At 55.6% G+C, this 25,491-nt stretch carries 20 protein-coding genes; 13 read left to right on the top strand and 7 right to left on the bottom strand.

Going from position 1 to position 25,491, the window contains the following annotated elements; translation table 11 throughout:
* Positions 1 to 106 precede the first annotated feature (106 nt).
* Entirely contained in the window at positions 107 to 1,846 is a 1,740-nt protein-coding gene (locus ACXAIA_RS18950) for an autotransporter outer membrane beta-barrel domain-containing protein (protein ID WP_475350724.1), read from the bottom strand.
* Between the two features lie 485 nt (positions 1,847 to 2,331).
* Between ACXAIA_RS18950 and ACXAIA_RS18945 the strand changes: the two genes are divergently transcribed.
* The 3 genes from ACXAIA_RS18945 to ACXAIA_RS18935 all read left to right on the top strand — a co-directional run bounded on the left by ACXAIA_RS18945 (position 2,332) and on the right by ACXAIA_RS18935 (position 6,720).
* Positions 2,332 to 2,859, top strand: coding sequence for a sigma-70 family RNA polymerase sigma factor (locus ACXAIA_RS18945; RefSeq protein WP_475350723.1), 528 nt, complete (start codon positions 2,332 to 2,334; stop codon positions 2,857 to 2,859).
* A gap of 138 nt (positions 2,860 to 2,997) precedes the next feature.
* Complete coding sequence (locus ACXAIA_RS18940; RefSeq protein ID WP_475350722.1) at positions 2,998 to 4,092, top strand: FecR family protein; 1,095 nt, start codon at positions 2,998 to 3,000, stop codon at positions 4,090 to 4,092.
* A 225-nt stretch (positions 4,093 to 4,317) separates the two neighbouring features.
* Positions 4,318 to 6,720, top strand: coding sequence for a TonB-dependent siderophore receptor (locus tag ACXAIA_RS18935; RefSeq protein ID WP_475350721.1), 2,403 nt, complete (start codon positions 4,318 to 4,320; stop codon positions 6,718 to 6,720).
* 85 nt (positions 6,721 to 6,805) lie between these two features.
* Here ACXAIA_RS18935 and ACXAIA_RS18930 read toward each other — a convergent pair whose 3' ends face one another.
* The 3 genes from ACXAIA_RS18930 to ACXAIA_RS18920 form a co-directional block, all read right to left on the bottom strand.
* Positions 6,806 to 7,177: a VOC family protein gene (locus ACXAIA_RS18930; protein WP_475350720.1), complete on the bottom strand. Its 372-nt coding sequence runs from the start codon at positions 7,175 to 7,177 to the stop codon at positions 6,806 to 6,808.
* Between the two features lie 3 nt (positions 7,178 to 7,180).
* Positions 7,181 to 8,362: a hypothetical protein gene (locus ACXAIA_RS18925; protein ID WP_475350719.1), complete on the bottom strand. Its 1,182-nt coding sequence runs from the start codon at positions 8,360 to 8,362 to the stop codon at positions 7,181 to 7,183.
* A 242-nt stretch (positions 8,363 to 8,604) separates the two neighbouring features.
* On the bottom strand, positions 8,605 to 9,411 hold the full coding sequence (locus ACXAIA_RS18920) for a TetR/AcrR family transcriptional regulator (RefSeq protein ID WP_475350718.1): 807 nt from the start codon (positions 9,409 to 9,411) through the stop codon (positions 8,605 to 8,607).
* A 25-nt stretch (positions 9,412 to 9,436) separates the two neighbouring features.
* Between ACXAIA_RS18920 and ACXAIA_RS18915 the strand changes: the two genes are divergently transcribed.
* Positions 9,437 to 10,576, top strand: a complete 1,140-nt coding sequence (locus ACXAIA_RS18915) for an efflux RND transporter periplasmic adaptor subunit (RefSeq protein WP_475350717.1) — start codon at positions 9,437 to 9,439, stop codon at positions 10,574 to 10,576.
* Positions 10,577 to 10,587: 11 nt separating this feature from the next.
* Positions 10,588 to 13,734, top strand: a complete 3,147-nt coding sequence (locus tag ACXAIA_RS18910; protein ID WP_475350716.1) for an efflux RND transporter permease subunit — start codon at positions 10,588 to 10,590, stop codon at positions 13,732 to 13,734.
* Positions 13,735 to 13,982: 248 nt separating this feature from the next.
* On the opposite strand, the gene ACXAIA_RS18905 is transcribed toward ACXAIA_RS18910, so the two are convergent.
* Complete coding sequence (locus ACXAIA_RS18905; protein ID WP_475350715.1) at positions 13,983 to 15,572, bottom strand: FGGY-family carbohydrate kinase; 1,590 nt, start codon at positions 15,570 to 15,572, stop codon at positions 13,983 to 13,985.
* 215 nt (positions 15,573 to 15,787) lie between these two features.
* On the opposite strand from ACXAIA_RS18905, the gene ACXAIA_RS18900 reads away from it, so the two are divergent.
* On the top strand, positions 15,788 to 16,549 hold the full coding sequence (locus ACXAIA_RS18900; protein ID WP_475350714.1) for an HAD family hydrolase: 762 nt from the start codon (positions 15,788 to 15,790) through the stop codon (positions 16,547 to 16,549).
* Here the strand turns inward: ACXAIA_RS18900 and ACXAIA_RS18895 are convergent.
* Positions 16,546 to 17,277 carry a FadR/GntR family transcriptional regulator gene (locus ACXAIA_RS18895; protein ID WP_475350713.1) on the bottom strand — a complete coding sequence of 244 codons (732 nt, stop codon included), beginning with the start codon at positions 17,275 to 17,277 and terminating at the stop codon, positions 16,546 to 16,548. The genes ACXAIA_RS18900 and ACXAIA_RS18895 overlap by 4 nt on opposite strands.
* Positions 17,278 to 17,440: 163 nt before the next feature.
* Here ACXAIA_RS18895 and ACXAIA_RS18890 point away from each other — a divergent pair, with 163 nt between their 5' ends.
* The 3 genes from ACXAIA_RS18890 (at position 17,441) to ACXAIA_RS18880 (ending at position 20,245) form a co-directional block, all read left to right on the top strand.
* Positions 17,441 to 18,430 carry an aldose epimerase family protein gene (locus tag ACXAIA_RS18890; protein ID WP_475350712.1) on the top strand — a complete coding sequence of 330 codons (990 nt, stop codon included), beginning with the start codon at positions 17,441 to 17,443 and terminating at the stop codon, positions 18,428 to 18,430.
* Positions 18,431 to 18,528: 98 nt separating this feature from the next.
* Positions 18,529 to 19,245: a FadR/GntR family transcriptional regulator gene (locus ACXAIA_RS18885; protein ID WP_475345316.1), complete on the top strand. Its 717-nt coding sequence runs from the start codon at positions 18,529 to 18,531 to the stop codon at positions 19,243 to 19,245.
* Between the two features lie 103 nt (positions 19,246 to 19,348).
* On the top strand, positions 19,349 to 20,245 hold the full coding sequence (locus ACXAIA_RS18880; protein ID WP_475350711.1) for an SMP-30/gluconolactonase/LRE family protein: 897 nt from the start codon (positions 19,349 to 19,351) through the stop codon (positions 20,243 to 20,245).
* Between the two features lie 84 nt (positions 20,246 to 20,329).
* On the opposite strand, the gene ACXAIA_RS18875 is transcribed toward ACXAIA_RS18880, so the two are convergent.
* The gene (locus ACXAIA_RS18875; protein WP_475350710.1) at positions 20,330 to 21,094 is read right to left on the bottom strand and encodes a 2-keto-4-pentenoate hydratase; all 765 of its coding nucleotides are present in this window, start codon (positions 21,092 to 21,094) and stop codon (positions 20,330 to 20,332) included.
* Between the two features lie 278 nt (positions 21,095 to 21,372).
* On the opposite strand from ACXAIA_RS18875, the gene kdgD reads away from it, so the two are divergent.
* The 4 genes from kdgD (at position 21,373) to ACXAIA_RS18855 (ending at position 25,467) form a co-directional block, all read left to right on the top strand.
* Entirely contained in the window at positions 21,373 to 22,299 is a 927-nt protein-coding gene (gene kdgD, locus ACXAIA_RS18870; protein WP_475345319.1) for a 5-dehydro-4-deoxyglucarate dehydratase, read from the top strand.
* A gap of 246 nt (positions 22,300 to 22,545) precedes the next feature.
* Entirely contained in the window at positions 22,546 to 23,538 is a 993-nt protein-coding gene (locus ACXAIA_RS18865; RefSeq protein ID WP_475350709.1) for a TRAP transporter substrate-binding protein, read from the top strand.
* A gap of 96 nt (positions 23,539 to 23,634) precedes the next feature.
* A complete protein-coding gene (locus tag ACXAIA_RS18860) occupies positions 23,635 to 24,180 on the top strand; it encodes a TRAP transporter small permease (RefSeq protein ID WP_475350708.1) in 546 nt (181 codons plus the stop codon).
* A complete protein-coding gene (locus tag ACXAIA_RS18855; RefSeq protein WP_475350707.1) occupies positions 24,181 to 25,467 on the top strand; it encodes a TRAP transporter large permease in 1,287 nt (428 codons plus the stop codon).
* Positions 25,468 to 25,491: the final 24 nt, after the last annotated feature.

Raw genomic sequence — 25,491 nt, 5'->3', positions numbered from 1 at the left:
TTGCCGTCGTCAGAAAAATGGTCACGATCCTCAATGCGAGAATGCGTGACCACTATGCTTTAATACTTGACGGTTAATACCGCTGCTTTTTGTTTTCAGGCGTAGGTCAATTCAGCGGAATATCGAGCCCCACACGCAGAGTGCTTGCCCGGGTGGTGTTTACCGCCTGATTAAACGATGACCTGAACTTTGTATTGTCTGGCAAGAAGCCGAATGTCACAGGCGTGTTGGCAACCAGTTCAAAGCTGTGTGCTTCATAGTTCGCAAGACCAATGCCATCATAGGCGTATTTGGCATAGATACTGCCGCCATCGGCAAATGTGATGTCGCCACCAAGCTCTGCTCTGGCGCGTATGGTTTCCGTGTTTACCTGACTTCCGTTGTCATGATCAATCGGAGGTGCGCGGAAATCCCAGATGCCCCGAAGGGCAACGAACGGCCGGTATGTCGGTCCATCCTCAACCTTCAAAACGCGGACAACTTCCGGGCCAAAGGTCAGGTTTCCAAAGGTTATTGTCTGGGCTTCGATCCGCTCCCCGCCAAAGTTTGTGTAGGCCTTTTGCCTTTCGCGGAAATAGTTCACGCCGATTTGCGGGTAAAACTCCCAATCATCTGTGCGGATGTCGCCGGTCAGATTGGTTTCGACCTGAGAACGTTCACCATCATATTCGTCCCAGCCCCGGCCGACCGGATTGATTTTGTTGTGAGATTTTCCCCAGGCGACGCGCCCGTCCCAGATAAGGTTTTCGTCCAGTCGGGAAACCATATAGGGGCCAATCATCCATCCTTTGCCCTTGCCTTGGCTGTTTTGGCCGGTGCTGGATGTTTTATAGAGGTCATATTGTCCCAGAACACCGATCATGGTGTCCTTGTTCAGGCGATAGTCGACACCGGTCATGAACAGGCCGAAATCGCCATCACCTTCGGTGCCGCCTCGGCTGTCAGTGATGCCTTCCCATCTTCCCTTGACCCAGGCATTTAGCGGGCTCTTAAAGTCGGAAAACTCGCTTGGTGGAAGATTACCTGTACCTTGGTTTCCTGCGGCCAGTTCTCCGGTCCAGTTCATCACGCTATTGAGGTTTGCGGCAAAGCTGCCCTGACCGTCGCTGAGTTCCAAGGCAACCGGCAATGTCAGGCCCGTAGATTCAGTCAGCGCATTTCCAAATTCGGCATTGCCGCCAAACAAATCGCCAAGGCTGCCGCCACCCCGCCCAAAACCGCGTCCGGTAATCAATCCTGAAAGACCGACGCTTTGCGATGTCATGTTTCGAATGTGGGTCGAGATGACGTTCTTAATCGCCGATTGGGACTCTGCAAGATCGCCCGCAGGGGCAAGCGTGTTGTCAAACAGCTTTTGTTGTACCGTTCCCTTAAGCGTGCCGACAGAGTCGCGCAAGGTGAAAGTTATAAAGATATCTCGTCCGGCAATCTGGGGAAGATTGAAGTTTGTGGTTTGTCCGGCAAATGTGTCACCGCTTAGAACCAAGCCGTCAAACAGAGCAAATGATGCCGGGTTCGTGCCTTGTTTTATTGTAAGGCTGATCGTTGATTTTCCTTGTGGAGAGCCCGAAAAGGTTACCCATGTCAGGTCTCCGTTACCTGCGCCACCATGCATGCCTTCAAAGACCATGTTGGCATCCGCAAAAGTCGCCCCGCCACTCAATGAAATTTCTAGCGTGTCACCTGCGGCAAAACCGGCTGGGGCCGGGTTGGCGTCCTGAAAAAACGCTATCTCATCACCGCCAAATGTTCCGATGGCTTCGTTTGTAATCGTCTTTGCTGTCGTTGCAACGCCATTATCGTCCGTGACGCTATAGGCATATACGCTATGGGGGGCGGCAACCAAAAATGCGGTTGCGATACAAAGCCGTACGAGGTGACTGATTATCTGCTTCTTGAGTTTGTCAGAGCTGTTTCGCCCATTTTTTTTGTTCAGCGTGTTGCTAACAAGTCTTGTTGCCCGATGCTCCACACGCGCGTCCTCCGCCATTTTATTATTACACATTAAAATTATGTTTGTTTGCAATCCAGAGGCGTAAGTGTCAATCTAAGAAAACGTATAGGTGGGGTTTATGGGTACGCAGGACGATCGTTTTACCGCTGTGTCATGACTGCGAACCTTACAGGGATGTTAGAAATTCGCTGCTGTGTGGCCGAGGGCGGACGTGCCGTGGGTGCAGGGTGCAAGCGGCAGGCATAAAAGCTGTCTTGGCCGGATGGATAGGGTGCGTGATAGCTGTTGATAATCAGTATCATTTGCGTTAATCGTGGCGGCACGCGCGGACTTTGTGCTTTTGGGCACCTGTCCGCATTCTGCAAAGGACTTTCTGATTGCCCCGAAGCGTACCCTCAAACGCGTCATCGCTTAGCCTGTTCATGCGCCAAAGATCGGCGCTGATGAACTATGCCAGCAGCATCATCGGCAACCGTGTGCAGGCCGAAGATCTGGTGCAGGAAGCATGGCTGCGGTTTGACGATGCGACCCGCGGCCGGTTCCTTGAGGACACGACGGGTTATCTTTACCGGATCGTGCGCAACCTTGCCCTTGACAGCAAACGCCGCGATGCGCGCGAAAGCAGCCTGACTGGTGCGTCCGACTATGATGTTGTCGTGCAGACACAGGCATCCGACAGCCCGGACCCGGAAACCGTTGTGGTCTATAAGGACGAATATGAAATCCTGATGCAGGCATTAGCCGAATTGCCCGAACGCACGCGCATAGCATGTGAGATGCATCGGGTTGGCGGAGCAAAACTGCGCGAGATTGCCGACTATCTCGAAATTTCCGTGCCGCTTGCCCACAAGCTTGTCACTGACGGGATTGATCATTGCCGCGAGCGGCTGGGCGGCTGGCCATGAGGTGCTTTGATCGTTGGGCCGCACATTGCCATCGCGAAGAATTTGGCGGCAAAACCCGCAGAGGTAGTGACGTCTTCACCGAATTGGGCTATACGGCCCGAAAGGCACCAAACGGTGCAACGGGGACGCAATAGGGTGATGGCAGGGATAACCGATCCAGTTCAAAAGCAGGCAGCGCAGGACGCGACCGAATGGTTGATCCGCTTGCAGGAAGAGCCGAATAACCCTGATCTGCAATCACGGTTTGCCGATTGGTGTGCGCAAAATCCGGCCCATCTGGATGCCTGGAATGCCACCAAACGTACAGCCGATTTGATGGCAAAGGCCAAACCGGCCGGCAAGGCCGACTGGCAACAGTTCCTTGATGCCAAACGCAACGGTGCTTCTGACGCGAACTGTGAACCGAATGACGCGGTCGACGCCCTGCTTAATATTGACTACGAAAAGGCGGTTGCCGAAAGCAAGGTCATCTCGGCGCAAACCCGTTTTCAGAAGCGGGGCAACATGTCTTGGCGCGGGATCGGGTTGGGCGGTGTTGCGGTGGCGGCGTCCCTGATGGCGGCTGTCATCGGACCGGATATTGCCACCCGGATGCAGGCCGATCATGTGTCGGCAACCGGCGAGATCAGCACGATCACCCTTGCGGATAACAGCACCGTCACCCTTGCCCCGGAAAGCGCGATTACGGTGCATTTTGATGGCACCATACGCTTTGTCGAGTTGCTGGATGGCGAGGCGTTCTTTGACGTGACGCCCGATCCGCAAAAACCGTTTCGCGTCGGGGCGGATAACCTGACCGTCACTGTGCTAGGCACTGGATTTGATGTGTCCGAGGGCGTAAGTGCCTCAAGCGTCGGCGTCGAGCATGGTCTGGTGCAGGTTGAAAATGCCGCCGATGTTCCCGCCGTGTTTGAAAAGCTTGAAGCGGGTCAGCAGGTGCGTGTTGGCCGGGACGGGTCGGTGCTTCGCAGCGACACACCCACCAGCCAGATCGGCGCATGGCGCAAGAACCAGCTGATTGCGCAGGACCAGCCGCTTTCGGAAGTAGTCGATCAGTTGCGTCGTTACTTTAACGGCACGATCGTGATCACCGACGAGGTCCTGGCAAGCCAGACGGTGACAGGGGTTTATCGCCTTAATGATCCGGTTTCGGCGCTGCGTGGTATGGCACGCGCACAGAAGGCAACCGTGCGTGAAATCACCCCGTGGATTCTGGTGGTGTCGCCATCCTGATGACCTCGGATGTCTGATTTCGGCATCCCGCTTTTCTCAGTTTGTGAAAAAAACACGTATCGGAAACCCGCAGAATTTTGCGGGTTTTTCGCCAATGTGATGAATTTCCATAAAAATTTTTGAAAAAACAAAATCGGCAGCCGTTTTGTCTTTTATGCGTCATTGAGAAGCGTTTGCATTCTCAATCTGGTTCAGGCATAGGACATGAAACGGAGACAGAATAAAATGATGAATGGGGGTACAGCCCGACTGCAAAATCGTGGTCGTGTTGTGGTAATAGCCAGTGCCTTGATGATGACAACCGCCTTGGCACCGGTCGTGTTTGCGGGCACTGCCAGCGCACAGGTCAGTGCCAGCGGGATCGAAGCAGAACACGCGTTTGATATTCCGGCCCAGTCGCTGACGAGCGCCTTGGCACAGTTTGGTGTGCAGGCCGGTTTGCAGGTGACGGTTGACGGGGCGCTTGCGCGAAACCTTGATGCGCCAGCAATCAATGGCAGCATGCGCACAAGCACCGCCCTTGAGGCTTTGCTGCGCGGTTCGGGTCTTGATTACGATGTCACCAGCGACGGCACGGTCGTGATCGAAGCCGTCACCAGCAGTGCTGGCGAGCAATTCCTTGATACGCTTCGCGTTGAAGCCAATGCGGCAGAGGCATCTGGCCCCACCGACGCCATCACCGACAGTTTTGTAGCGTCGCGCTCGCGGACCGCTTCGAAAACCGATACGCCCATTCTGGACGATTCATCGGCGGTTTCGGTGGTGACGCAGAAGGAGATGGAAACGCGTAATGTCCAACGTGTTGCTGAGGCACTTGGATACACATCCGGCGTGACGGTCGATGAGTACGGGTCGGATCAGCGCTCCGACTTCGTGCGCATCCGCGGGTTTTATCAATCAACGCTTGGCTATTATCGCGATGGCCTGCCGATGCGGGTGTATAACTTCACCAATGGCCGGATGGAGCCTTATGGTCTGCAGCAGATTGATATCCTGAAGGGATCGACTTCCAGCCTGTTTGGCTTGAACGGACCGGGCGGTCTGGTCAATGCAACGACCAAGCGCCCGCAGGACGAGGCCCATGGCGAGGTCTTTACGACATTTGGCGAAGACCATCTGACCGGGGGCGGAGATGTCGGTGGCAAGTTCGCAGAAGACAGCAATTGGAGCTACCGCCTGACGGCCTTGTGGCAGGATGCGTCGAGCAGTCAGGATTACTCACAAGATGATCGTCTCTATATTGCGCCGGCCTTTACCTTTAAGCCCAAGGCAGGCACGGAACTGACGATCCTGACCAACTACAATAACCGCAAAAGCACGCCAGGGTATGGCTTTCCGCGCGGTGTAGACGTTGATCCGGACACGTTCCTTGGTGAGCCGGGTTTCCATACCTTCAATACCGAAGAAACCAATGTCGGGTATGAGTTTTCACACGCGCTAAACGATAATCTCGAGCTTCGCCAGAACGCGCGCTACAACCATGTCGATCTGACCTATCAGCATCTTTACTCGAATGGTGATCCGACGAGCTCACGTACTGGCACGGATACCCGTGGGGAGCTCAACCGGTTTTCTGTCGACAACCAGGTCGAATACGATACGTCCTGGGATCTCTTCGACAGCAAGTCGCTGGTCGGGTTCGATTACACCTATGGTTATAATGATGAGCGGGCCTATACCGCATCAGCACCGGGCATAAGTGTGACAAATCCAAGCTATTGTGGTGTGTCTTGCGTCAGTCTGAGCTTCAATACGGATGCCCAGACCGAACAGAATAGCTATGGCCTGTACGCGCAAGAGCAGCTTACCATCGATGATGACTGGATTCTGACTTTTGGCGGTCGATATGATTATGTTCAGACTGACTTGGACTCTCTGGGGACGAGCGGACTGACCACGATCGAGCGTAACGATGAAGCCTTCACCTCGCGTCTTGGTCTGACCTACAAGGTCACCGACGGGTTATCTGTCTATGGCAACTATTCGGAATCGTTTCAGCCGATTTATTCGGATGCCGGTTACTATGACAACGGCCCGGAACCGCAGGAAGGTGAGCAGTATGAGGTTGGTGTCAAATATCAGCCCGAAGCATTCGATGCCCTGTTCGCCGCAGCCCTTTTCGATCTGACCCAAACAAATGTTGTGCAGTGGATTTCATCGACCGAACGCAATCAGGTGGGTGAGGTCAACTCGCGTGGATTGGAGCTCGAAGGCAAGTTTCAGCTGTTTGAAAACATGAATGCGACGCTGGCCTACACCTATATGGATGCCGAGGTCACCAAAGACGCGACTGAGTCCAACATTGGCAAGCGCCCGGCATCGGTACCCGATCAGGTGGCATCTGCCTGGCTTGATTACACCATTCCGGGGCAGGGCTCTGTCGGGGATCTGACCTTTGGGGCGGGTGTTCGGTATGTTGGCGGGACCTATGCTGATAACGGCAATACATTGCCGATGAGCGCCTATGCGGTGACGGACGCCATGATCAATTACATGGTCACCGACAATGTCAGCCTTGCTCTCAATGTTTCCAACCTGTTTGACCGTGAGTATGTCGCTTACTCTTACAGCGAAGATTACTACGGCCCAGGTCGAACCGTTCTCGGTACCCTGAAATACAGCTGGTAATCACTTAGTTGCCAACAGAAACGGCCGTCTGTTGTGGTGACAGGCGGCCGTTTCTATGGCGGCTTGATTGTTTGCAGGATGTTGATCAGGCAAACGCCCGGCTGGAGATGGAAACCGAATTCCTTGCCGGGTCTTTGAGATTTGCGAACGCGTAATTGTCCGCCTGATGGATCGGGCCAACATCCACCCCGGCTTCGATTAAGGTGTTTCGGGCACTCTGTACATCCTCAACATCAAAGACCAGCTTGATCAATGACTGGCCAGCTTTCTGCCCTTTGCCAGCGGGATGAAGCATCAGGATCAGGCCGCCATCCATGGGGCGAAGTTCCATGATGCGGTCGCCTTCGATGGTAAAAGCGTGATAGCCGAAATGGCTACTGTAAAAGGTCGCCATGGCATCAAGGTCATGGCAGTAGATCACTATTCGGCTACATGGGCCGGTGTTTGCAGTCGCCATTACCTAACTGCCATCTGCGGTGCGAAACACCGTCAGGCCATTAATCACCACCCGGCCATCGGGCAGCAATTGGCCATCATATTCGGTGGTGCCTTGCGGTCCGGGGCGTCCGGCGGCAAGGCCGTTGACCGCAAACGGGACAAGCGCCCCCAAAAGGGTCGGGCTGTCGGGCGTGCCCAGCAGATCAACGAGTTTCTCCTGCCCCAGAAGCCGGAAATCAAAATCACCGGTAAAGCCATAGCGTGCGGCGGCTTGGGCCATGAATTCGCCGGAACCAAGGGCTTCAAGGCCACGGGATTCGACATAGAACTCGTCAACCGTGACCGGGGCGCCATTTTGCGCCGCCTTTTTCCACAGTGCATCGCCAATCTGGCGGCGGGCAAAGCGCGGCGCGGTGCCGGTCAGGATATCGTGAAAGCCCTTTTCAATGATCGGCTGGGCTTCGGACCAGGGCAGGCCCGCACTGCTGGTTTTGACCCTTACTGTGCGCGGCTGCAGAAGGCTTGGCAGCCACAAGCCATCATGGGCGTAATCAAGATGGGTGTTGCCGTCTTCCCCGGGATAGAGCGTGAAGTTGGCCGATTTGATTGAGCCCCGCTTTTCGCGGTTCGGGCCGGTCCATTCGGCGGCCTGCCAGGCAATGCGCGCCATTTCCGGCAGCCATTGAATGATCAGGCCGTTCATCATCCAGTGTTTGCGCGTGACCGGTTCCTCGCCAACCAGAAAATCGGCAAAACCGTCAAAGGTCACCGGCACGTTGCGCGCGGTATCCCAGCGCAAATAGCCGCCCGCATTGCGCAGCGTCAGATCGCGCTGATCGCTGGTGGCTTCTGCCAGCATCTTGGCGGTTTCGGGCAGTTTGACATCCAGATCAACCTGATCGGCGCTGTCGGTATCGCGCACGGAGACCAGAACATCATCCATCACCAGTTGGCGCGGGCTGGAATAGCCGCTGAGATCAAGCGAAATGCCATCATAGACCAGCTCGACCGCATCGCCATCGACCGTTCGGGCATCAACCTCGGTCGCGGAAATGCCTGATTGCATCAGGATCGCATCCATGGCGGTGCGGGCATCTTCGACGGAAATGGCATGCGCACGGGTGGTCAGGCTTGCAATGGAAAGTGCAAGCACGCCAAACCCGGTAAGTGCCTTTCGGCCGGGAAGTGCCATTCGTAAGTGCATGGTGTGATCCTTCCGCTTTCCATCGACGCATGATGCATCGTTTTGTCGGGGCCCTGTCGGAAACACGCACCAGAGTTTATCGCAATTTTGGTAATGTTAGGGCAAATAAACGCGGTGTGATGCAGGTCACCCGTCGAAAATACCCGCCGTCCCATGCACACCTGACAGGATGCTGTCAGGAGGGAGGCCTAAGAACGGTCTGACGTTGTTTACAAAAGTAAGGACGAAAAGAGAAGGGGGGGCTATTCGCCGCAGCCAAACGTTTCGCGCGTTTCGGGGGTTGCAATACCGCAGAGGAATGTATCAACCGCCCGCGATACGCGTTCACTGATTTCCTGTTCGGTCATGGGCGGGCGGGGATTGTGTTTCATGATGCGCGATTGCCAGTCACCAATGATCAGGCATTCGAACATTTCCGCCGAATGGTCAGGATCGTCAATTTTGATCCGGCCAAGTTTTTCCTGACGCGACAGGTAATCCGCAAGGTGCTTGCGGGTGCTGTCAGGGCCGACTTCAAAGAATTTCTCAATCAGGGGGAGAAAATGCTGGCCTTCGGAATACAGAATTTGAGTGAAGCGGGCGACTTCCTCGGTTACTATCTTTTGGGCCAGTTTCGTGCCGAAGTCCGTCAGGGCATCACGGGGAGGGAGATCGGTTTCCAGCGAAATATGCAGTTCCGCGGAGAACTCCTTGCATTGTTCGGTCATGACCGCAGCCAGTAAGCCATCCTTTCCGCCAAATGCTTCGTAAAGGGTTGTACGTGACCCACCTGATTGCGAAATAACATCATTAAGGGTCACGCCGGAAAAGCCACGTTCAAGCAATAACGCCCATGCAGCATCCATCATCGCGCGACGGCGTGCCGTACCGCGAGCGTGTTGTTTTTCAAGCTTTTCTGGCGTTTCACTCATCTTTCTTGACTTTGCTCTGATTGGGCCTTGATCGTGCAGCGCACAAAGTGTACTGTACCGTACAGTATTTATAAAAGCAATGGCAAAGCCCACCACACTGCTTTGCGCGGACTTAGAAGGAATAAGCATTTTGTCCATGCGATCTTGTTTGAAATTCGCTGGTATGGCAGCGCTTGTCGTTCTTGTTGCAGCCTGCAGCGAGGAAAATAATGGCGGTGAGCAGCAGGCTAACGCCCAGCAGCAGCCCCAGGCGACGCCGGTCGGCACCGTAACGCTTGAAGCGCAGACCGTTGGTCTGGTCGAAGAAATGCCGGGCCGTACCGTGGCCTTCCGCCAGGCTGACATCCGTCCGCAGGTCGATGGCATTATCAAGGAACGCAACTTTACCGAAGGTGCGTTTGTTGAAGCCGGTCAGCAGCTTTACATGATTGATCAGGAAGTTTACCTCGCCCGCGTTGACGCAGCGCAGGCCGAACTTTCCCGTCAGCGTGCCACCCTTGATCAGACGACCAAGACCCGTTCGCGGTATGATCCGCTGATCAAGTCGCAGGCCGTCAGCCAGCAGACCTATGATGATGCGGTTGCCGCCGAGGCACAGGCAAAGGCGGCTGTTGCCGCAGCCCGTGCGGAGCTGGAGCAGGCCCGTATTGATCTGGCCTATACCACGGTCACGGCACCGATTTCCGGTCAGATCGGGTCTTCGGACTATTCCGAAGGTGCGCTGGTCACGACCAACCAGTCGGCAAAACTGACGACGATTACCCAGCTTGATCCGATCTATGTTGATGTCACCCAGGCCGGTGGCCGCTTGCTTAAAATCAAGCAGGCGGTTCAGAACGGCCGCATCAAGGGTGTTGCCGAAGGTCAGATTGAAGTTAACCTGATCATTGATGCGACCGGTGCGGAGTACCCGCATGTCGGAACGCTGCAATTCTCCGACGTTACGGTGAATGAAACCACCGGCACGGTCCGTCTGCGTGCGGTCTTCCCGAACCCGGAAGGTACCCTTCTGCCCGGCATGTTTGTCCGTGGTCAGGTCCGTCAGGGCCATCTTGAGGACGCCTTCCTTGTCCCGCAGAAAGCCGTCATGCGCCGCCCGGATGGTTCGGCTTATGCCTATGTCGTCGAGGATGGCAAGGTTGCTTCGCGCGATCTGACGATTGAAAAATCGCAGGGTCAGGATTGGCTGGTCACCGATGGTCTTGAAGACGGTGTTCAGGTGATTGTTGATGGCCTCCAGCGCATCGGACCGGGTGCCCCGGTCGCGCCGCAGCCTGTTGAAACCGCCAAAGCCGCCGAATAAGGACTTATTCAATGGCAAAATTCTTTATTGATCGCCCCGTCTTTGCCTGGGTTGTCGCCCTGGTGATCATGCTGGCGGGGGGACTTTCGCTTTGGCAGTTGCCGGTGGAGCAGTATCCATCGATCGCGCCGCCTTCTGTCGAAATTGAAGCATCCTATCCCGGTGCTTCGGCCCAGACTGTTGAAAACACGGTCACCCAGGTGATCGAACAACAGATGAACGGTCTTGATTATCTGCGCTACATGTCCTCGACCTCGTCGGGGAATGGTCAGGCGTCGATTACCCTGACGTTCGAGCCCGAAGCAGACCCGGATATTGCCCAGGTTCAGGTGCAGAACAAACTGCAGGCTGCCATGTCATCCCTTCCTGCCGAGGTGCAGGAACAGGGTGTGACGGTCAGCAAATCCAGCGGTTCGTTCCTGATGGTTGTCGGCTTTGTGTCTGGCGATGGTTCGATGAATGCCGAAGACCTTTCGGACTTTGTTGTCTCGTCTGTCGAAGACCCGATTGCGCGTGTGAACGGCGTTGGTTCCGTACAGGTGTTTGGTGCCCAGCATGCGATGCGCATCTGGCTCGATCCGAACAAGATGCTGTCCTACAACCTGACTGTGATGGATGTGAATTCCGCCATCGAGGCGCAGAACACCGAAGTCACGGCGGGTCAGATTGGCGGTGCACCGGCAATTTCCGGCCAGCAGATCAACGCAACCATCACGGCCCAAAGCAAACTGCAAACGGTCGATGAGTTCGCCAACATTCTGTTGAAAGTTGAAACAGACGGTGCGCAGGTCCGTCTTGGGGACGTTGCGCGCATCGAAATCGGCGGCGAAAGCTATGACATTGTCGGGCGCTATAATGCGCAGTCGGCAACCGGTATCGGTATCAACCTTGCAACCGGTGCCAACGCGCTTGATACCGCCGAGGCGATCAAGTCCCGTCTGGCCGAGTTGCAGCCGTTCTTCCCGCAAGGGATCGAGATTGTCTATCCGTATGACACGACCCCGTTCGTTGAAGTCTCGATCGAGGAAGTGGTCCATACCCTGTTTGAGGCGATTGTTCTCGTCTTCCTGGTGATGTTCCTGTTCCTGCAGAACTGGCGGGCGACACTTATTCCGACGATTGCGGTGCCGGTTGTTCTGCTCGGGACGTTCGGGGTTCTGGCGGCATTCGGCTATTCGATCAACACGCTGACCATGTTTGCCATGGTTCTGGCCATCGGTCTTCTGGTGGATGACGCGATTGTTGTGGTGGAAAACGTCGAACGTGTGATGCACGAAGATGGTCTGCCGCCGCGCGAAGCCACCCGGAAATCGATGAGCCAAATCACTGGTGCGCTGATCGGTATTGCGTTGGTTCTCTCAGCCGTGTTTGTGCCGATGGCCTTCTTTGCCGGGTCGACCGGGGCGATTTATCGTCAGTTCTCGATCACGATCGTTTCGGCGATGGTGCTTTCGGTGGTCGTGGCAATCGTTCTGACACCGGCCCTTTGTGCGACCATGCTGAAACCCGGTCACACCGACCCGTCCAAGAAAAAAGGTCCGTTCGGCTGGTTTAACCGCGGCTTTGACAAGACCAACAACTTCTATCAGGGCAGTGTTGGCCATGTCGTGAACCGTAAATGGCGCTATCTGTTTGTGTACGGCATTCTTGTTGCCGCACTCGTTGCATTGTTTGGCCGTTTGCCGGGCTCCTTCCTTCCGGAAGAAGACCAGGGCATCATGTTCACCATGGTGCAGTTGCCGGCCGGTGCTTCACAGGAACGTACGCTTGAGGTTCTGAAAAAGCTCGAAACCCACTTCATGGAGAACGAGGCCGAAAATATCGATGGTCTGTTCACCGTTGCCGGCTTCTCCTTTGCCGGGAGTGGCCAGAATGCGGGTATTGCGTTCGTGAACCTCAAAGACTGGTCGGAACGTACCCGTCCGGATCAGTCAGTCGATGCGGTGATCGGGCGTGCCTATGGTGCGTTTGCCGGTATCCGCGAAGCCATGGTCTTTGCCTTTGCCCCGCCGGCGATTGTCGAACTGGGTACGGCAAACGGCTTTGACCTGCAGCTTGTTGACCGTGGTGGCGTTGGCCATGAGGCCCTGATTGCCGCCCGTAACCAGCTGCTGGGCATGGCATCACAGGACTCCCGTCTTGTTGGTGTGCGTCCGAACGGTCTGAACGATACGCCCCAGTTCAACATCAACATTGATCAGGAAAAGGCCAGCGCCCTTGGTGTAGACCTTGCTGATATCAACCAGACGCTGGCGGCTGCTTGGGGTTCAAGCTACGTCAATGACTTCATCGAAAACGGCCGCGTCAAACGGGTCTACATGCAGGCGGATGCCAAATACCGCATGATGCCCGAAGACATGGATTACTGGTATGTCCGCAACCAGTCGGGCGAGATGGTGCCGATTTCGGCTGTCTCGACCAGCGAGTGGACATATGGTTCTCCGCGTCTGGAACGCTTCAATGGCCTGTCGTCGCTTAACATCCAGGGTGCCGCTGCACCGGGTGTTGCGTCTGGTGATGCCATGGCGGCGATGGAACAGCTTGTCTCGCAGCTTCCCGGTGATATCGGTCTGGAATGGCAGGGGCTGTCCTATGAGGAACGCGAAGCGGGCGAGCAGGGACCGGCATTGTATGCCCTGTCCATGATCGTCGTCTTCCTGTGCCTTGCAGCGCTGTATGAAAGCTGGACGATCCCGATTTCGGTGATGATGGTTGTGCCGCTGGGTGTTCTTGGTGCGGTGATCGCAGCGATGCTGCGTGGTCTGCCTGATGACGTCTACTTCCAGGTGGCCATCCTGACCACGATTGGTTTGTCGGCCAAGAACGCCATCCTGATTGTCGAGTTCGCCCGCGAACTTTACGACGACGGTATGAGCCTTCTGGATGCAACCGTCGAAGCTGCCCGTCAGCGTCTGCGTCCGATCATCATGACGTCGATGGCCTTTACGCTTGGTGTCGTGCCGCTGGCGATCTCGACCGGTGCTGGTGCCGGGGCCCGTGTGGCCGTTGGTACCGGTGTGATGGGCGGGATGATTTCGGCAACCGTGCTTGCGATCTTCTTCGTGCCGCTGTTCTTTGTTCTGATTGTCGGCACCTTTGCCAAGAACCGGAAGAAAAAGGACGAAGTCCAGGCAGCCCACGAACATCCGGCTGAATAAGATTTAAGGCCAGCCTTGATCAAAAGGCTGGCCTTAAACGGCATCGCGCCGTGACGGTGCAGATATATTTCAATCTGCATGATCCCCCGACCCCGCCGTTGCGCGTGCGAAAGAAAGGGCCGATGCTTTTGCATCGGCCCTTTTGTTTTGACCTTAACCCAAAGTAAGGTCAAGCGCCTTTTGGATAGGGCAGGTTGCGCCAAACCCGCACCAAGCCCCAAAATATCGCAGTTTTGCGCCGCGAAAGATCAGGATTTGCTCATGCGATCAAGGTTCTGGCGATCAGTGTGCATCTGATGGAAAATCGCGTAGCGACGGTCATGATCGGCCTTGGCAGACGGGTCGGGCGCATGATTGCTTTCCTTGCCCGCCATCTTGCGGGCCGCCGTTGCAAGTCCGCCATCGGCATCAAGCGCACCGGCGGCCAGCATGGCAGAGCCCAGAAGAACCGGCTCCTCGCAATCTGACATCACAACCGTGCAGCCGGTGACATCGGCATAGAGTTTCACCAGAACCTGACTTGCGGTATGGCCGCCACTCAGATGGATATGGGTGATGTCATAACCGGTATCGTTCATCGCATCGATGATGTGGCGCGTGCCATAGGCAATCGCAGAGGCCGTTGCCCAGTAAAGCTTCAGGAAGCTTTCCTCGCTTTGATCAAGCGTCAGACCGGAAATCACCCCGAGTGCTTCGGGATCGGCCAGGGGGGATCGGTTGCCATGGAAATCAGGCAAGACATGCAGGCGCGGCGCAAGGTCGGTTTTCTCTGCCATCATCGGCATCAGTTTTTCACCGGCCAGCTTGTGCGCATCGCGCCCCATGGCATGGGAAAACGGATGCATGGCAACGATATGATCGAGCAACGCGCCGGTGGCCGACTGCCCGCCCTCGTTGAGCCAAAGATTGGGGGCGATCGCCCCGAAATAGGGCCCCCAGACACCCTTGATAAAGCGCGGTTCTTTTGACAATGCCATATGACAGGTGGAGGTGCCCGCAATCATGGCGAAATGCTGATCAAGGTTGCCATCAAGATATTCACCCAGCGTGCCCAACGCACCGGCATGGGCATCAATCAGGCCGGCACCAACGATGCAATCAGTCGTCAGGCCAAGATCAGCCGCCCCCTGTTCGGAAAGTTTCCCGATCAGTTCGCCAACCGCAAGGGCAGGGTCATGCATGTTGATCTTGTCGTTTAAGTCTTCCATGTTGATGGATTTCAGGAAATCGCGATCCCACGGTTCATCCTGATGGGCAAGATAGGTCCATTTGCACGTCACCGTACAGCAGGATCGTGCATTGCTGCCGGTTGCGCGGAAGGACAGGAAATCGGCCAGATCATAGGCAGCACCCATTTTCTGCCAGGCGGCATCATGGTGGCGTTTCAGCCACATCAATTTGGGGATTTCCATTTCCGGCGACATGGTGCCGCCGATATATTCCAGAACTTTTGCACCGGTGGCGGTGCATTCCTCGGCCTCGCGCACCGCGCGGTGGTCCATCCAGACAATCACATCCCAGTTATCCGCACCATTCGGTGTCACGCCCAGCGGTTTGTTATCCTGATCGCGGATCACGAGCGAGCAGGTCGCATCAAACCCGATGGCCGCAACATCGCGCGGCGCGATCTTGGATTTGTCGAGTGCATCACGGACAGACTGGCAGACCGACTGCCAGATATTTTCAGAATCTTGTTCGACGAAATCGGGTTTTGGCCGGTTCATGGCAATCGCATGTGCCGCACTGCCAAGCAATTTTCCAGTGGCATCAAACACGCCGGCGCGCGCACTTCCGGTTCCGACATCCACGCCGACAAAGCAGGGATAGCTGGGACTCATGATGGGGTACTCCTCCGCAATTCCCCCGGCTTTCTTGCTGTTTGAGGGTGCCGGGTGGTCTTTTGTCTGGTCTGTTATTTGATCTGTTCTGGGCTCAGTTTGGCCTGAGTTGATCAAAAGTTCATTGATTGGTCAAATGTTCATTTTTGTTGACGCTGAACTTACACCTTAGCTAGGCTGTGGCGATAACATAAATGAAACAAGCCAGGTTCAACATGGCCCGAGGAAACGAAGTCCAAGGCCCGACCGATGCTGTCGGTGCCAAGATCGTAACGTCAGCATCAGACATCACAGGTCTGTTTGACGCCTGTCTTGTTGTCCTGTTTGACTGCGACGGGGTGCTGGTCAATAGCGAACCGATCTCGCTGGCGACCCTTGTGGATGTGCTCGATCATTTTGGCGCCCCGCTAAGCCTTGCGGAAGTATCAGATCGCTTTACCGGAAGATCAAGCTCCGCTCCGATCGAATATATCAAGGAGCAGACCGGGCAGGACGTAACGGCAGCCTTCAAGCCGTTTTACTATGAAATGCTGTTTGCCCGTTACGACCGCGACCTGACCAAGATCGATCAGATCGAAGATGTTCTGGCCGCCCTTAAGGCGCGCGATATCGCCTTTTGCATATCGTCCAGCAGTTCGGTCGAGCGTCTGGAAAAAACCATGCAGGTCACGGGCCTTGGTCCATGGTTTGATGGCCGGGTCTATAGTGCCGATTTCGTTGAGAACGGCAAACCGGCCCCAGATCTTTTCCTGCATGCAGCGGATGGCATGGGCCATGCGCCGGCCAATACCATCGTGATCGAGGATTCCGTTGCCGGTGTAACGGCGGCACGGGCTGCTGGCATGAAATGCATCGGGTTTGTCGGCGGTGGGCATTATGTCGCGGACCGCGAAGCGGCAAGCCAGCGACTTTACGCGGCCGGGGCCGATATCGTGATCGCGGATATGGCCGTTCTGGCCAGGGCGATTGCGGCTTAACGCTGGGTCAGAAGTTTCTGATAGCGGGTCTGGCTTTGGCTCAGATGGGCGCGCATCGCCTTTCGTGCGGTATCCTCGTCGCGGGCGGCAATCGCATCATAAATACTTCGATGTTCACCCATGATCATCTGCATATAGGCTTTCTGATCCTTGGCCTCGGGCGGGCGGCGGCGCAGCTGGGCGCGCGGGATGGTTTTATCACCCAGATGTTCCAGAAACTCGGCAAAGCGACGGTTGTTGGTTGCCGCAGCAATCGCGCTGTGAAACTCGAAATCGGCCTGTTCGGTCGGATCGCCTTTTTCAAGCGCCCGTTCCATTTTGACCATGGCTTCAAAGATTTTGGTCTGCTGCGCGACCGAGCTTCGCGTGCAGGCAAGGCCGGCGGCCTCGATCTCGACCGCCATGCGCAGTTCGAGGATTTCCAGAACATCAGATACTTGCGCGTAATCGACGGCAAAGATCGATGTTTCGCTGCTGCGCACTTGGGGTGATAGAACAAAAACCCCGGCCCCCTGGCGCGGTTCAAGCAGGCCATCTGCCTTAAGGGCGGCAATCGCTTCGCGCACCACGGTCCGGCTGACCCCGAACTGTTCGGTCAGGACCGGTTCGGTCGGCAATTTGGTTCCGGGCTCACGCTGCCCGCTTTCAATCTCCTGACGCAGGCTGGCAATCACTTTTTCGGTCAGTGATACTTTGCGGGGCGGTGTCGCTACACGGGGCTTGTTCATTTTGCGTATCCGATAAATCCGGTGTAAAACAACCAGATATAAAAATGGCGGTTTGGCGTTAAGGTTTGGTTGGCGCCAACAGAGTTACCATCTCCAATTAATCGAGGAATGATACCTCTGTAAAGTCATCATATGATTTCGGTTGGATTTGAGGCGCGCAGGAATGGCCAAAAAAGGCGAACCTGAATACCGTTGGAACAGTGGTCCCTTTCAGATCGGGATCGTCCCCGATGGCGGGGCGATATCGCGGATCGACTGGATCCGCCCGGATGGCAAAGGGATCATCAATCTTTTGCGGCCGGTAACACCCGAGGCGATTGCATCTGGCAATCCGTCAAGTCTGGGCTGTTTCCCGATGGTGCCGTTTGCCAATCGGCTGGCCTTTTCTGAATTTGAATTTGACGGTCGCATCGTCAAGGTCCCGGCCAATCGCCCGCCAAGCCCGCATGCCATTCATGGCTTTGGCCGATCTTCGGAATGGAAGATCGAACGGCCAACAGTTGATACGCTGCGCTTCAATCACAAACATGACGATCCGCAAAGCGGCTTTGTCTATGTCGCCTGGCAGGAATTCAAGGTGACCGAGAGTGATGTGACGATTGAAATCGGTGTGCGTCACCTTGGCCGGACCCCGATGCCCTATGGCATTGGTCTGCATCCATGGTTCCCGGGCGGCGACGATGTTTCGGTGGCCTTTATTGCATCGGACAGTTTCGCAACTGACGAGGACATGCTGCCAACCGCGCGCACGGTGATTGATCTTGGCCGGGATTTCTCCGATGGCCGCATGATCCGTCATAACCTGGCGCTTGATGCCCATTATGCCGGTTGGCACCTTGAAGCTGACATGCTTTGGGGCGATGCGGGCTATGGCGTGAAAATGATCGCCAGTGACACGCTTTCCAACGTTCAGTTCTATATCCCCGAAGACGGCAAAACGTTCTGTGTCGAGCCGGTCTCGCACGTGCCAAACGTCCATAACCGTCCGGAATTCAAGGAACATGGCGACCTTGTCGTGCTTGATAAGAACCAGACGCTTAGCGGCACGATGACGCTGATCCCCCACTTGCTCGATCAGCCCGATAACGATCTGGCCGATGAAGACGAAGTATTTGGAAAGCCCGGCAACCGCGACTATTCACTGGTCGATTGACGCGCAAAAGCCCGCCAAAGTGCCGGGGCTTTACCGACCCGGATTTTGTCGATAAAACTTACAAGTAAGTTTTACAAGATAACAAGTCCGGGGGACGGATGTCCGAGCTGCTGCTAAGAGTCCAGAAACGCGAAAAACTCGCCGATCAGCTTTATGGCCAGATCCTTGAGCAGATTGTCTCTGGCGATCTCGCCGAAGGATCAAAGCTGCCCTCGGAAAATGAGATTTGCGCGTCCTTTGGTGTGTCGCGCCCGGTCGTGCGCGAAGCATTGCGCAAGCTGCAATCTGATGGCCTGGTCTATGCCCGTCAGGGGGTTGGGTCATTTGTCAAAAAGCGCCCGCCCCAAGGCCTGATCGAGTTTGGCGGCGTCAGCGACGTCGCCGGGCTTTTGCGCTGCTTTGAAGCCCGCTCTGCGATTGAAGGCACGACCGCCCGCATGGCGGCCCAGCGCGCCAGTTCCCGACATCATCGTGAAATTGAAAACGCGCTTAAAATGCTTGAAGACGGGGTGGCGGCAGGCGACATCGCCGACAAGGCCGATCTGGCGTTTCATATGGCGATTGCGCGTGCCAGCGGGAACGAGATTTTCGTCACCATCCTTAATTCCCTTCATGAAGTGATGGCAAAATCCATGCGCGTGGCGCTGAACATCACGCGCGGCGGATCGGCCGAGCGCGCCCAAAAGGTCCTTTCCGAGCATCGCCAGATTTATGATGCGATCCTGGGCCATGATGGCGATAGTGCCGAACTTCTGATGCGCTATCACCTCCATCAGGCGCGCCAGCGCGTTACCGATCACGCCCGCGACAAATAACGTCCATCCCCCATCCTGATGGCAAAGCCCTGTTGACAAGCAGGGGCCGGTTACGGCACACCTGAACACAACAATAATTAATCATATGAATTCGGGAGTGTATATGATGACGGGTGGTGTGATGTATCAGCCGGAAGTGCTGTCTGATGAAACCTTCACATTGGCGGAATGCCCCAACTGGGACGCAGACCGCAACCGGCTTTACTGGACCGATATCCTAAATGGCAAGCTGCATGCGCTTGATATCGAAACTGGTGCGCGCAAGACATGGGACTTCGACAGCGAGCTTGGCTGTTTTGGTCTGACCGATCAGGGGCGCATCATTGTGGCGCTGCGCAAGGATATCGTTTTTCTTGATCCCGAAAACGATGAACGCACGCCGCTGTGCCGGATCGAAGACGGGATCAACAGCCGCACCAATGATGGTAAGATCGGCCCGGACGGGGCGTTTTGGGTCGGAACCATGGATGATAATCCGGAAAAGATGCCGATTGCCTCACTCTATCGCATTACGGCAGATGGCAAGGTCGAAGAAAAGGCAACCGGCTTCAAGATTTCCAACGGCATTGCCTGGTCCTCCGACGGATCAAAAATGTATCATTCCGACTCACGCGGGCCGTGGGTCAATCGTTGGGATTTCGATGTTGCGACGGGCAGGATTTCCAACTGCACGCGCTATCTTGATCTGGATGATACATTGGGTCGTCCGGATGGTGGTGCGGTCGATCTTGAAGGCTGCTATTGGTCGGCCGGGGTGTCGGCGGGCAACCTCAATCGCTTTGCCCCGGATGGCACGCTGTTGAAATCCATTCCGATGCCGATGCCCAATCCGACCATGCCGTGCTTTGGCGGGGCGGACATGAAGACGCTTTATGTCACCAGCCATCAGGAAAATTACAGTCCGGAAAAGCGTGCGGAATTCCCCGATGCCGGCAAGCTGGTCAAGCTGCGGGTCGAAGTGCCGGGTGTGCCGGTCGCGAAATTCCGCGAAAACGGCTAAGCCAGCCATACGGTAAAACAAAAGCCATGCGACGGACTGTCGCATGGCTTTTTTGTTGAGGTATTTGGGCATGGACGGGTGAGATCAAACCTTTTTGATTTCGGCTGTCACGGTGCCAAGCCCCTCAAACACCGCCTCGATCTTGCCATGTGGGGTGATGGTCGGCGTCGCACAGGCGCCCGTCGTGATCACGTCCCCTGCCTTCAGGCTTTTGCCCCGCTTGGCAAGGAAGCCGACCAGATATTCCAACCCACCAAAGATTTCCGGCCAGGCATCGGGATCATCATTGCTGGCAAGCACGTCACCGTCGCTTTTGGTGGTGACTTTGCCGCCGATAAAGCCAAGATCGCGCCAACCTTCAATCTCCGGGCCCAGGACAAAGTGACTGGTCGAATTAAGGTCCGCCAGTGTCTGGATCGGGTCCTGTTTTTCATGATAGCGGCGGCTGGCAATCTCGATCGCGAGATGCATGCTTTTGATGTGCTCAAGGATGTCACTTGATGTCGCATCCGGGGCAGGGGTGCTGTCCATGACAACGGCAATTTCCGCCTCGATATTGGGGAAGTTGATGTCATCGGTGGTGATCGCCGCACCATCACCCAGGATGCGCCCCGCCAGCAACGGCCCGACAAGCGGGCCATCTGCGCCGATCTTTTCCTGTGCCGCGCGGGTGGCAACCGCAAGCTTCCAGCCAGCCTGGGCAATGCCGACCTTTTCCAGGGTGGCATCCTGAATGGCATAGGCTTCGTCAAAACTCGTGGGGGCAATGTCTTTGGGCAGGGGATCAATCAGGGTGTGGTTGGTAAAAGCATCGGCAAGGATGCGACTGGCGGCAGTGATATCGGTCATGTTCGGGCTTCTTGCTTGTGGCGATAGAATTGGATCGCCAGAGCCTAGCGGGCTTTGATGGCAAAGTCATCATACCAATCGACCCGATTCGAAAAATACACCCCGAATATCGCGCTTTAGACCAAAGTCGCAGATCAGAAGAATATGGCTCAAACCTTAGTTTTTCCGGGTTTCAAGGGGCTGTTGAAAAGTCTGAGTATTATGTTTGACAAAGTAATATGATGAATTTATAGAATCGTCATAGTTATTTTGACGCATTCAGACATTAGGGACCCTTGATGCACTATCTAGAGATGAAAAAGGCGATTGGCGCCGGGTTGCTTTCTTTTCCGGTGACGCCTTTTGATGCCAACGGGGCGCTTGATCTTGCAACCTATCGCGCACATGTCAGCTGGCTGTCGCAATTCCCGGCAACCGCGCTGTTTGCTGCGGGTGGGACGGGCGAGTTCTTTTCCCTGACCCCGGGCGAGGTCGTCGAGACCGTCCGCGCGGCCAAGGAAGTCGCGGGCGATACCCCGATCATCGCTGGCTGTGGCTATGGTACGGCCATGGCCGTGGATCTGGCCAAGGCCTGCGAAGAAGCTGGTGCGGATGGTCTGTTGCTGTTGCCGCAATATCTGATCGGGGCGGAGCAGGAAGGCCTGTTTGCCCGGGTGAAGGCAGTGTGTGATGCGGTTGATATCGGCGTGATTGTCTATAACCGCGACAATTCCATCATTACGGCCGAAACACTCGCCAAGCTGTGTGAGGTTTGCCCGAACCTGGTCGGGTTCAAGGATGGCCATGGCAATATCGAAATGGTGACCAAGGTTTGCACCGTTATTGGTGATCGCCTGTCCTATATCGGTGGCATGCCGACGGCTGAGGTTTTTGCCAAGGCGTACAAGGCGGTTGGCGTTACGACCTATTCCTCGGCGATTTTCAACTTCCTGCCGCAGCAGGCGCTTGATTTTTATGATGCGCTGACCCGCGATGATGACGCGGCCATGGAACGCGTGCTCAAGGAATTCTTCTATCCGTATCTTGATATTCGTAATCGCGGCAAGGGCTACGCCGTTTCCATCGTCAAGGCTGGCATGCGCGTGATCGGACGTGATACCGGCCCGGTACGCAGCCCGCTGACCGATTTGACGGACGGGGAACATGACATGCTGGCCGATGTGATCCGCAAGGCTTATGGCGAGGGCGCATTGCGCGCCGCATAAACCATGTTGGCGATGCCAGCATATGACCTGCTGATACCCCGGCAGGTGGTTCTGCCGGGGGTAACTTGTGAACCCAGCTGACAATTGGGACACAGGATTTTGAATGGACTATTCGAGTAGTTGTTAATGTTTCTTACAGTTGTGTTTACAAGTAGCGATTTGTAAGATTATATGACAAGAACAAGACCCAAAAGGGCGAACAAGGCTTTAACGCAGTAGACATCAAATTGTCTGGGAGGAACCCAAATGAACAAGTTTATGAAGACCACCACACTGACGATTGCGGCTGCAGCCGTTTCGGTTGCGCTGGCATCCGGTGCGCAGGCCAAAGAATGGCGCGGCTGGAACATCCATCCGCCGGAATACCCGGTTTCGACCGGCATGGAAGAATTCGCCAAGCAGATTAATGAAAAATCCGGTGGCGACCTTGAAGCCAAGGTCTATCACGGCGGTGTTCTGGGCAACCAGCCTGATGCCATTCAGCAGGTTCGCCTTGGTGGTCTGGACTGGGCTGTTTTCAACCTCGGCCCGCTCGGTGAAGTGGCGCCCGAAGCCAACGTTGTTTCGCTGCCCTTCATCTTCAAAAGCGTCGATGCCATGCATGACGTCATGGACGGCCCGGCCGGTCAGCAGATCGCCGATGGCCTGATCAACGCCGGCCTGCAGCCGCTTGGCTGGTATGATTCGGGCGCGCGTTCCTTCTATAACTCCCAGCACCCGATCAACACACCGGCCGACCTTGAAGGTCTGAAATTCCGCGTGATGAGCAACGATCTTTATGTGCAGATGGTTGATTCGCTTGGCGGTAACGCAACGCCGATGGCTTATAGCTCGGTCTATCAGTCGCTGAAAACCGGTGTGATCGATGGTGCGGAAAACAACTATCCGTCCTATGACAGCTCCGGCCATTTTGAGGCGGCCAAATACTACTCGGTCACCCAGCACCTGATCCTGCCGGAATGCCTGTGCATGAACAAAGCGCTTTATGACGGCCTTTCGGACGAAGAGAAAAAGATCGTTCACGAAGCTGCTGATGCGTCAGTAACGCTACAGCGTGCGGCCTGGGCCGCCCGTGCCGAGCAGTCCAAGGAAAAAGTCATTGCAGCGGGTATCGAAATTAACGAAATCGCTGACAAGCAGGCGTTCCAGGATGCCATGCAGCCGGTCTATGACAACTTCCTGAAAGCCAACCCGGATCTGGCAGGTCTGGTAAAGGCGATGCAGGACGCGCAGAAATAAGACCTGAAAATCTTGAAGGGCGACGAGAAACTCGTCGCCCTTCTTTTTGACTGTGTTTATTCTATTTCCGGTTTATCTTTTTCTGGCGGCGCGTAGATGCTTTCTCGTCTTATCACTTTGATCGACCGTCTCGGGGGGGGCATCGCAGGTGTGCTGAACCTGATTGGTGGTTTGGCGCTTGTGAGCCTTATCCCCAGCTTTGCCTGGCTGGTGTTTGGACGATATGTCCTTAATGAAACGCCAACCTGGGTGGAACAGGTGTCACTTATCCTGATTGTCCTGATCACCTTCCCGGTGGCCGCAGCCGGCATGCGCGACAACAGCCATCTTTCCGTTTCGTTTTTCCGTGACGCCTTGCCGCCTAAAATCGCGGCAATCGTGGCTGTGATCAGTTATGGCGCCATGGCGTGGTTTGGCTACTGGATGCTGATGGGCGGAATGGATCTGGTGGCCTTTAACTGGGCCAAAACCATGTCGATCATTCATATTTCCGATGGCTGGCGATCCGTGCCGATGGCGGTCTGCGGTGCCGGGATCATGTTTTACAGTGTGGTGCATATCCTCAAGATCATTGCCGGATGGCAAACGATTGCACGCGCCGGACTTTATCACGATGACTTGCTTAACAAGGATGCTGAATAAATGGGCATGACCATTCTTCTTGGCGTGTTTGCCATCGGTATTCTGATTGGTATGCCCGTTGCTATCGCACTTGGTGTTGCTGCCCTTGGTGCGTTTTTCTTCGAAGGACTGCCCACCCTGATTGCCTTTCAGCGCATCGGATCGGGTGTCAGTGCCTTCTCGCTTTTGGCCATTCCGTTCTTCATCTTTGCCGGCGAATTGATGCTTCATGGCGGGATTGCCTCGCGGCTGGTGCAGTTCGCAACCGCCCTTGTCGGTAGTCGTCGCGGCGGCCTTGGCATTGTGAACGTGTTTTCATCAATGCTGTTTGGGGGCATTTCCGGATCAGCCGTGGCCGATACTTCTGCCCTTGGCTCGATCCTGATCCCGGTGATGAAAAAGGAAGGCTACCGCGCGGATTATGCCGTCAACGTCACGGTGACCTCATCGATTGCCGGCATCATGATCCCGCCCAGCCACAACATGATCCTGTATGCCGTGGCGGCTGGCGGGGGCATTTCAATCTCCAAGCTGTTCATGGCCGGTGTGGTGCCGGGGCTCATCATGTGTGTGTTGTTGGGCCTTGCCACCTGGTTGGTGGCGATCCGGCACGGCTATCCGGCGGAACCGTTCCCCGGTTGGTCGGTGGTCTGGCGCACCGCAGTTCGCGCCATTCCGGGCTTCTTTACGGCCGTGATTATTGTCGGCGGTGTCTTGAGTGGCGTGTTTACCGTCACGGAATCTGGCGCCATAGGGGTTGCCTATGCGCTGATTATTACCGGCTTTGTCTATCGTGAGCTCAGTTGGACGGGCTTTGTTGCCGCGGTCAAACAATCGGCCAAGACAACCGCCCTTGTGATGCTTCTGGTCGGCTGTGCGTCGGCGTATGGCTACATGCTGGCGTTTTATCAGGTGCCAGATGCCCTGGCAGAGGCGATCACGGGTATCACCGACAATCCGATCATGGTTCTTCTCATGATCAATGTGATGCTGCTGATTGCTGGCATGATTATGGATATGGCGGCCCTCATCCTGATCTGTACGCCGATCTTCCTGCCGCTTGCCATGCAGTTTGGCATGGATCCGATCCAGTTCGGCATGGTGCTGATGATGAATTTGGGCCTTGGCCTGTGTACACCGCCGGTGGGCTCGTGCCTGTTTGTCGGCTGCGCGATTGGCGGGGTCAAAATCGAAAAAGCCGTGCAGTCGATCTGGCCATTTTATCTGGCGATCCTGAGTGCGCTTTTGCTGACAACCTATATTCCTGCGATCTCCATGACGCTTCCGAATCTTGTGTTCGGCGGGTAAGTGGTCGCCGGAAGATTTGATATC

The sequence above is a fragment of the Thalassospira sp. ABL2_045 genome (assembly GCF_056161285.1).
This window is presented reverse-complemented; position numbering and strand designations above follow the sequence as displayed.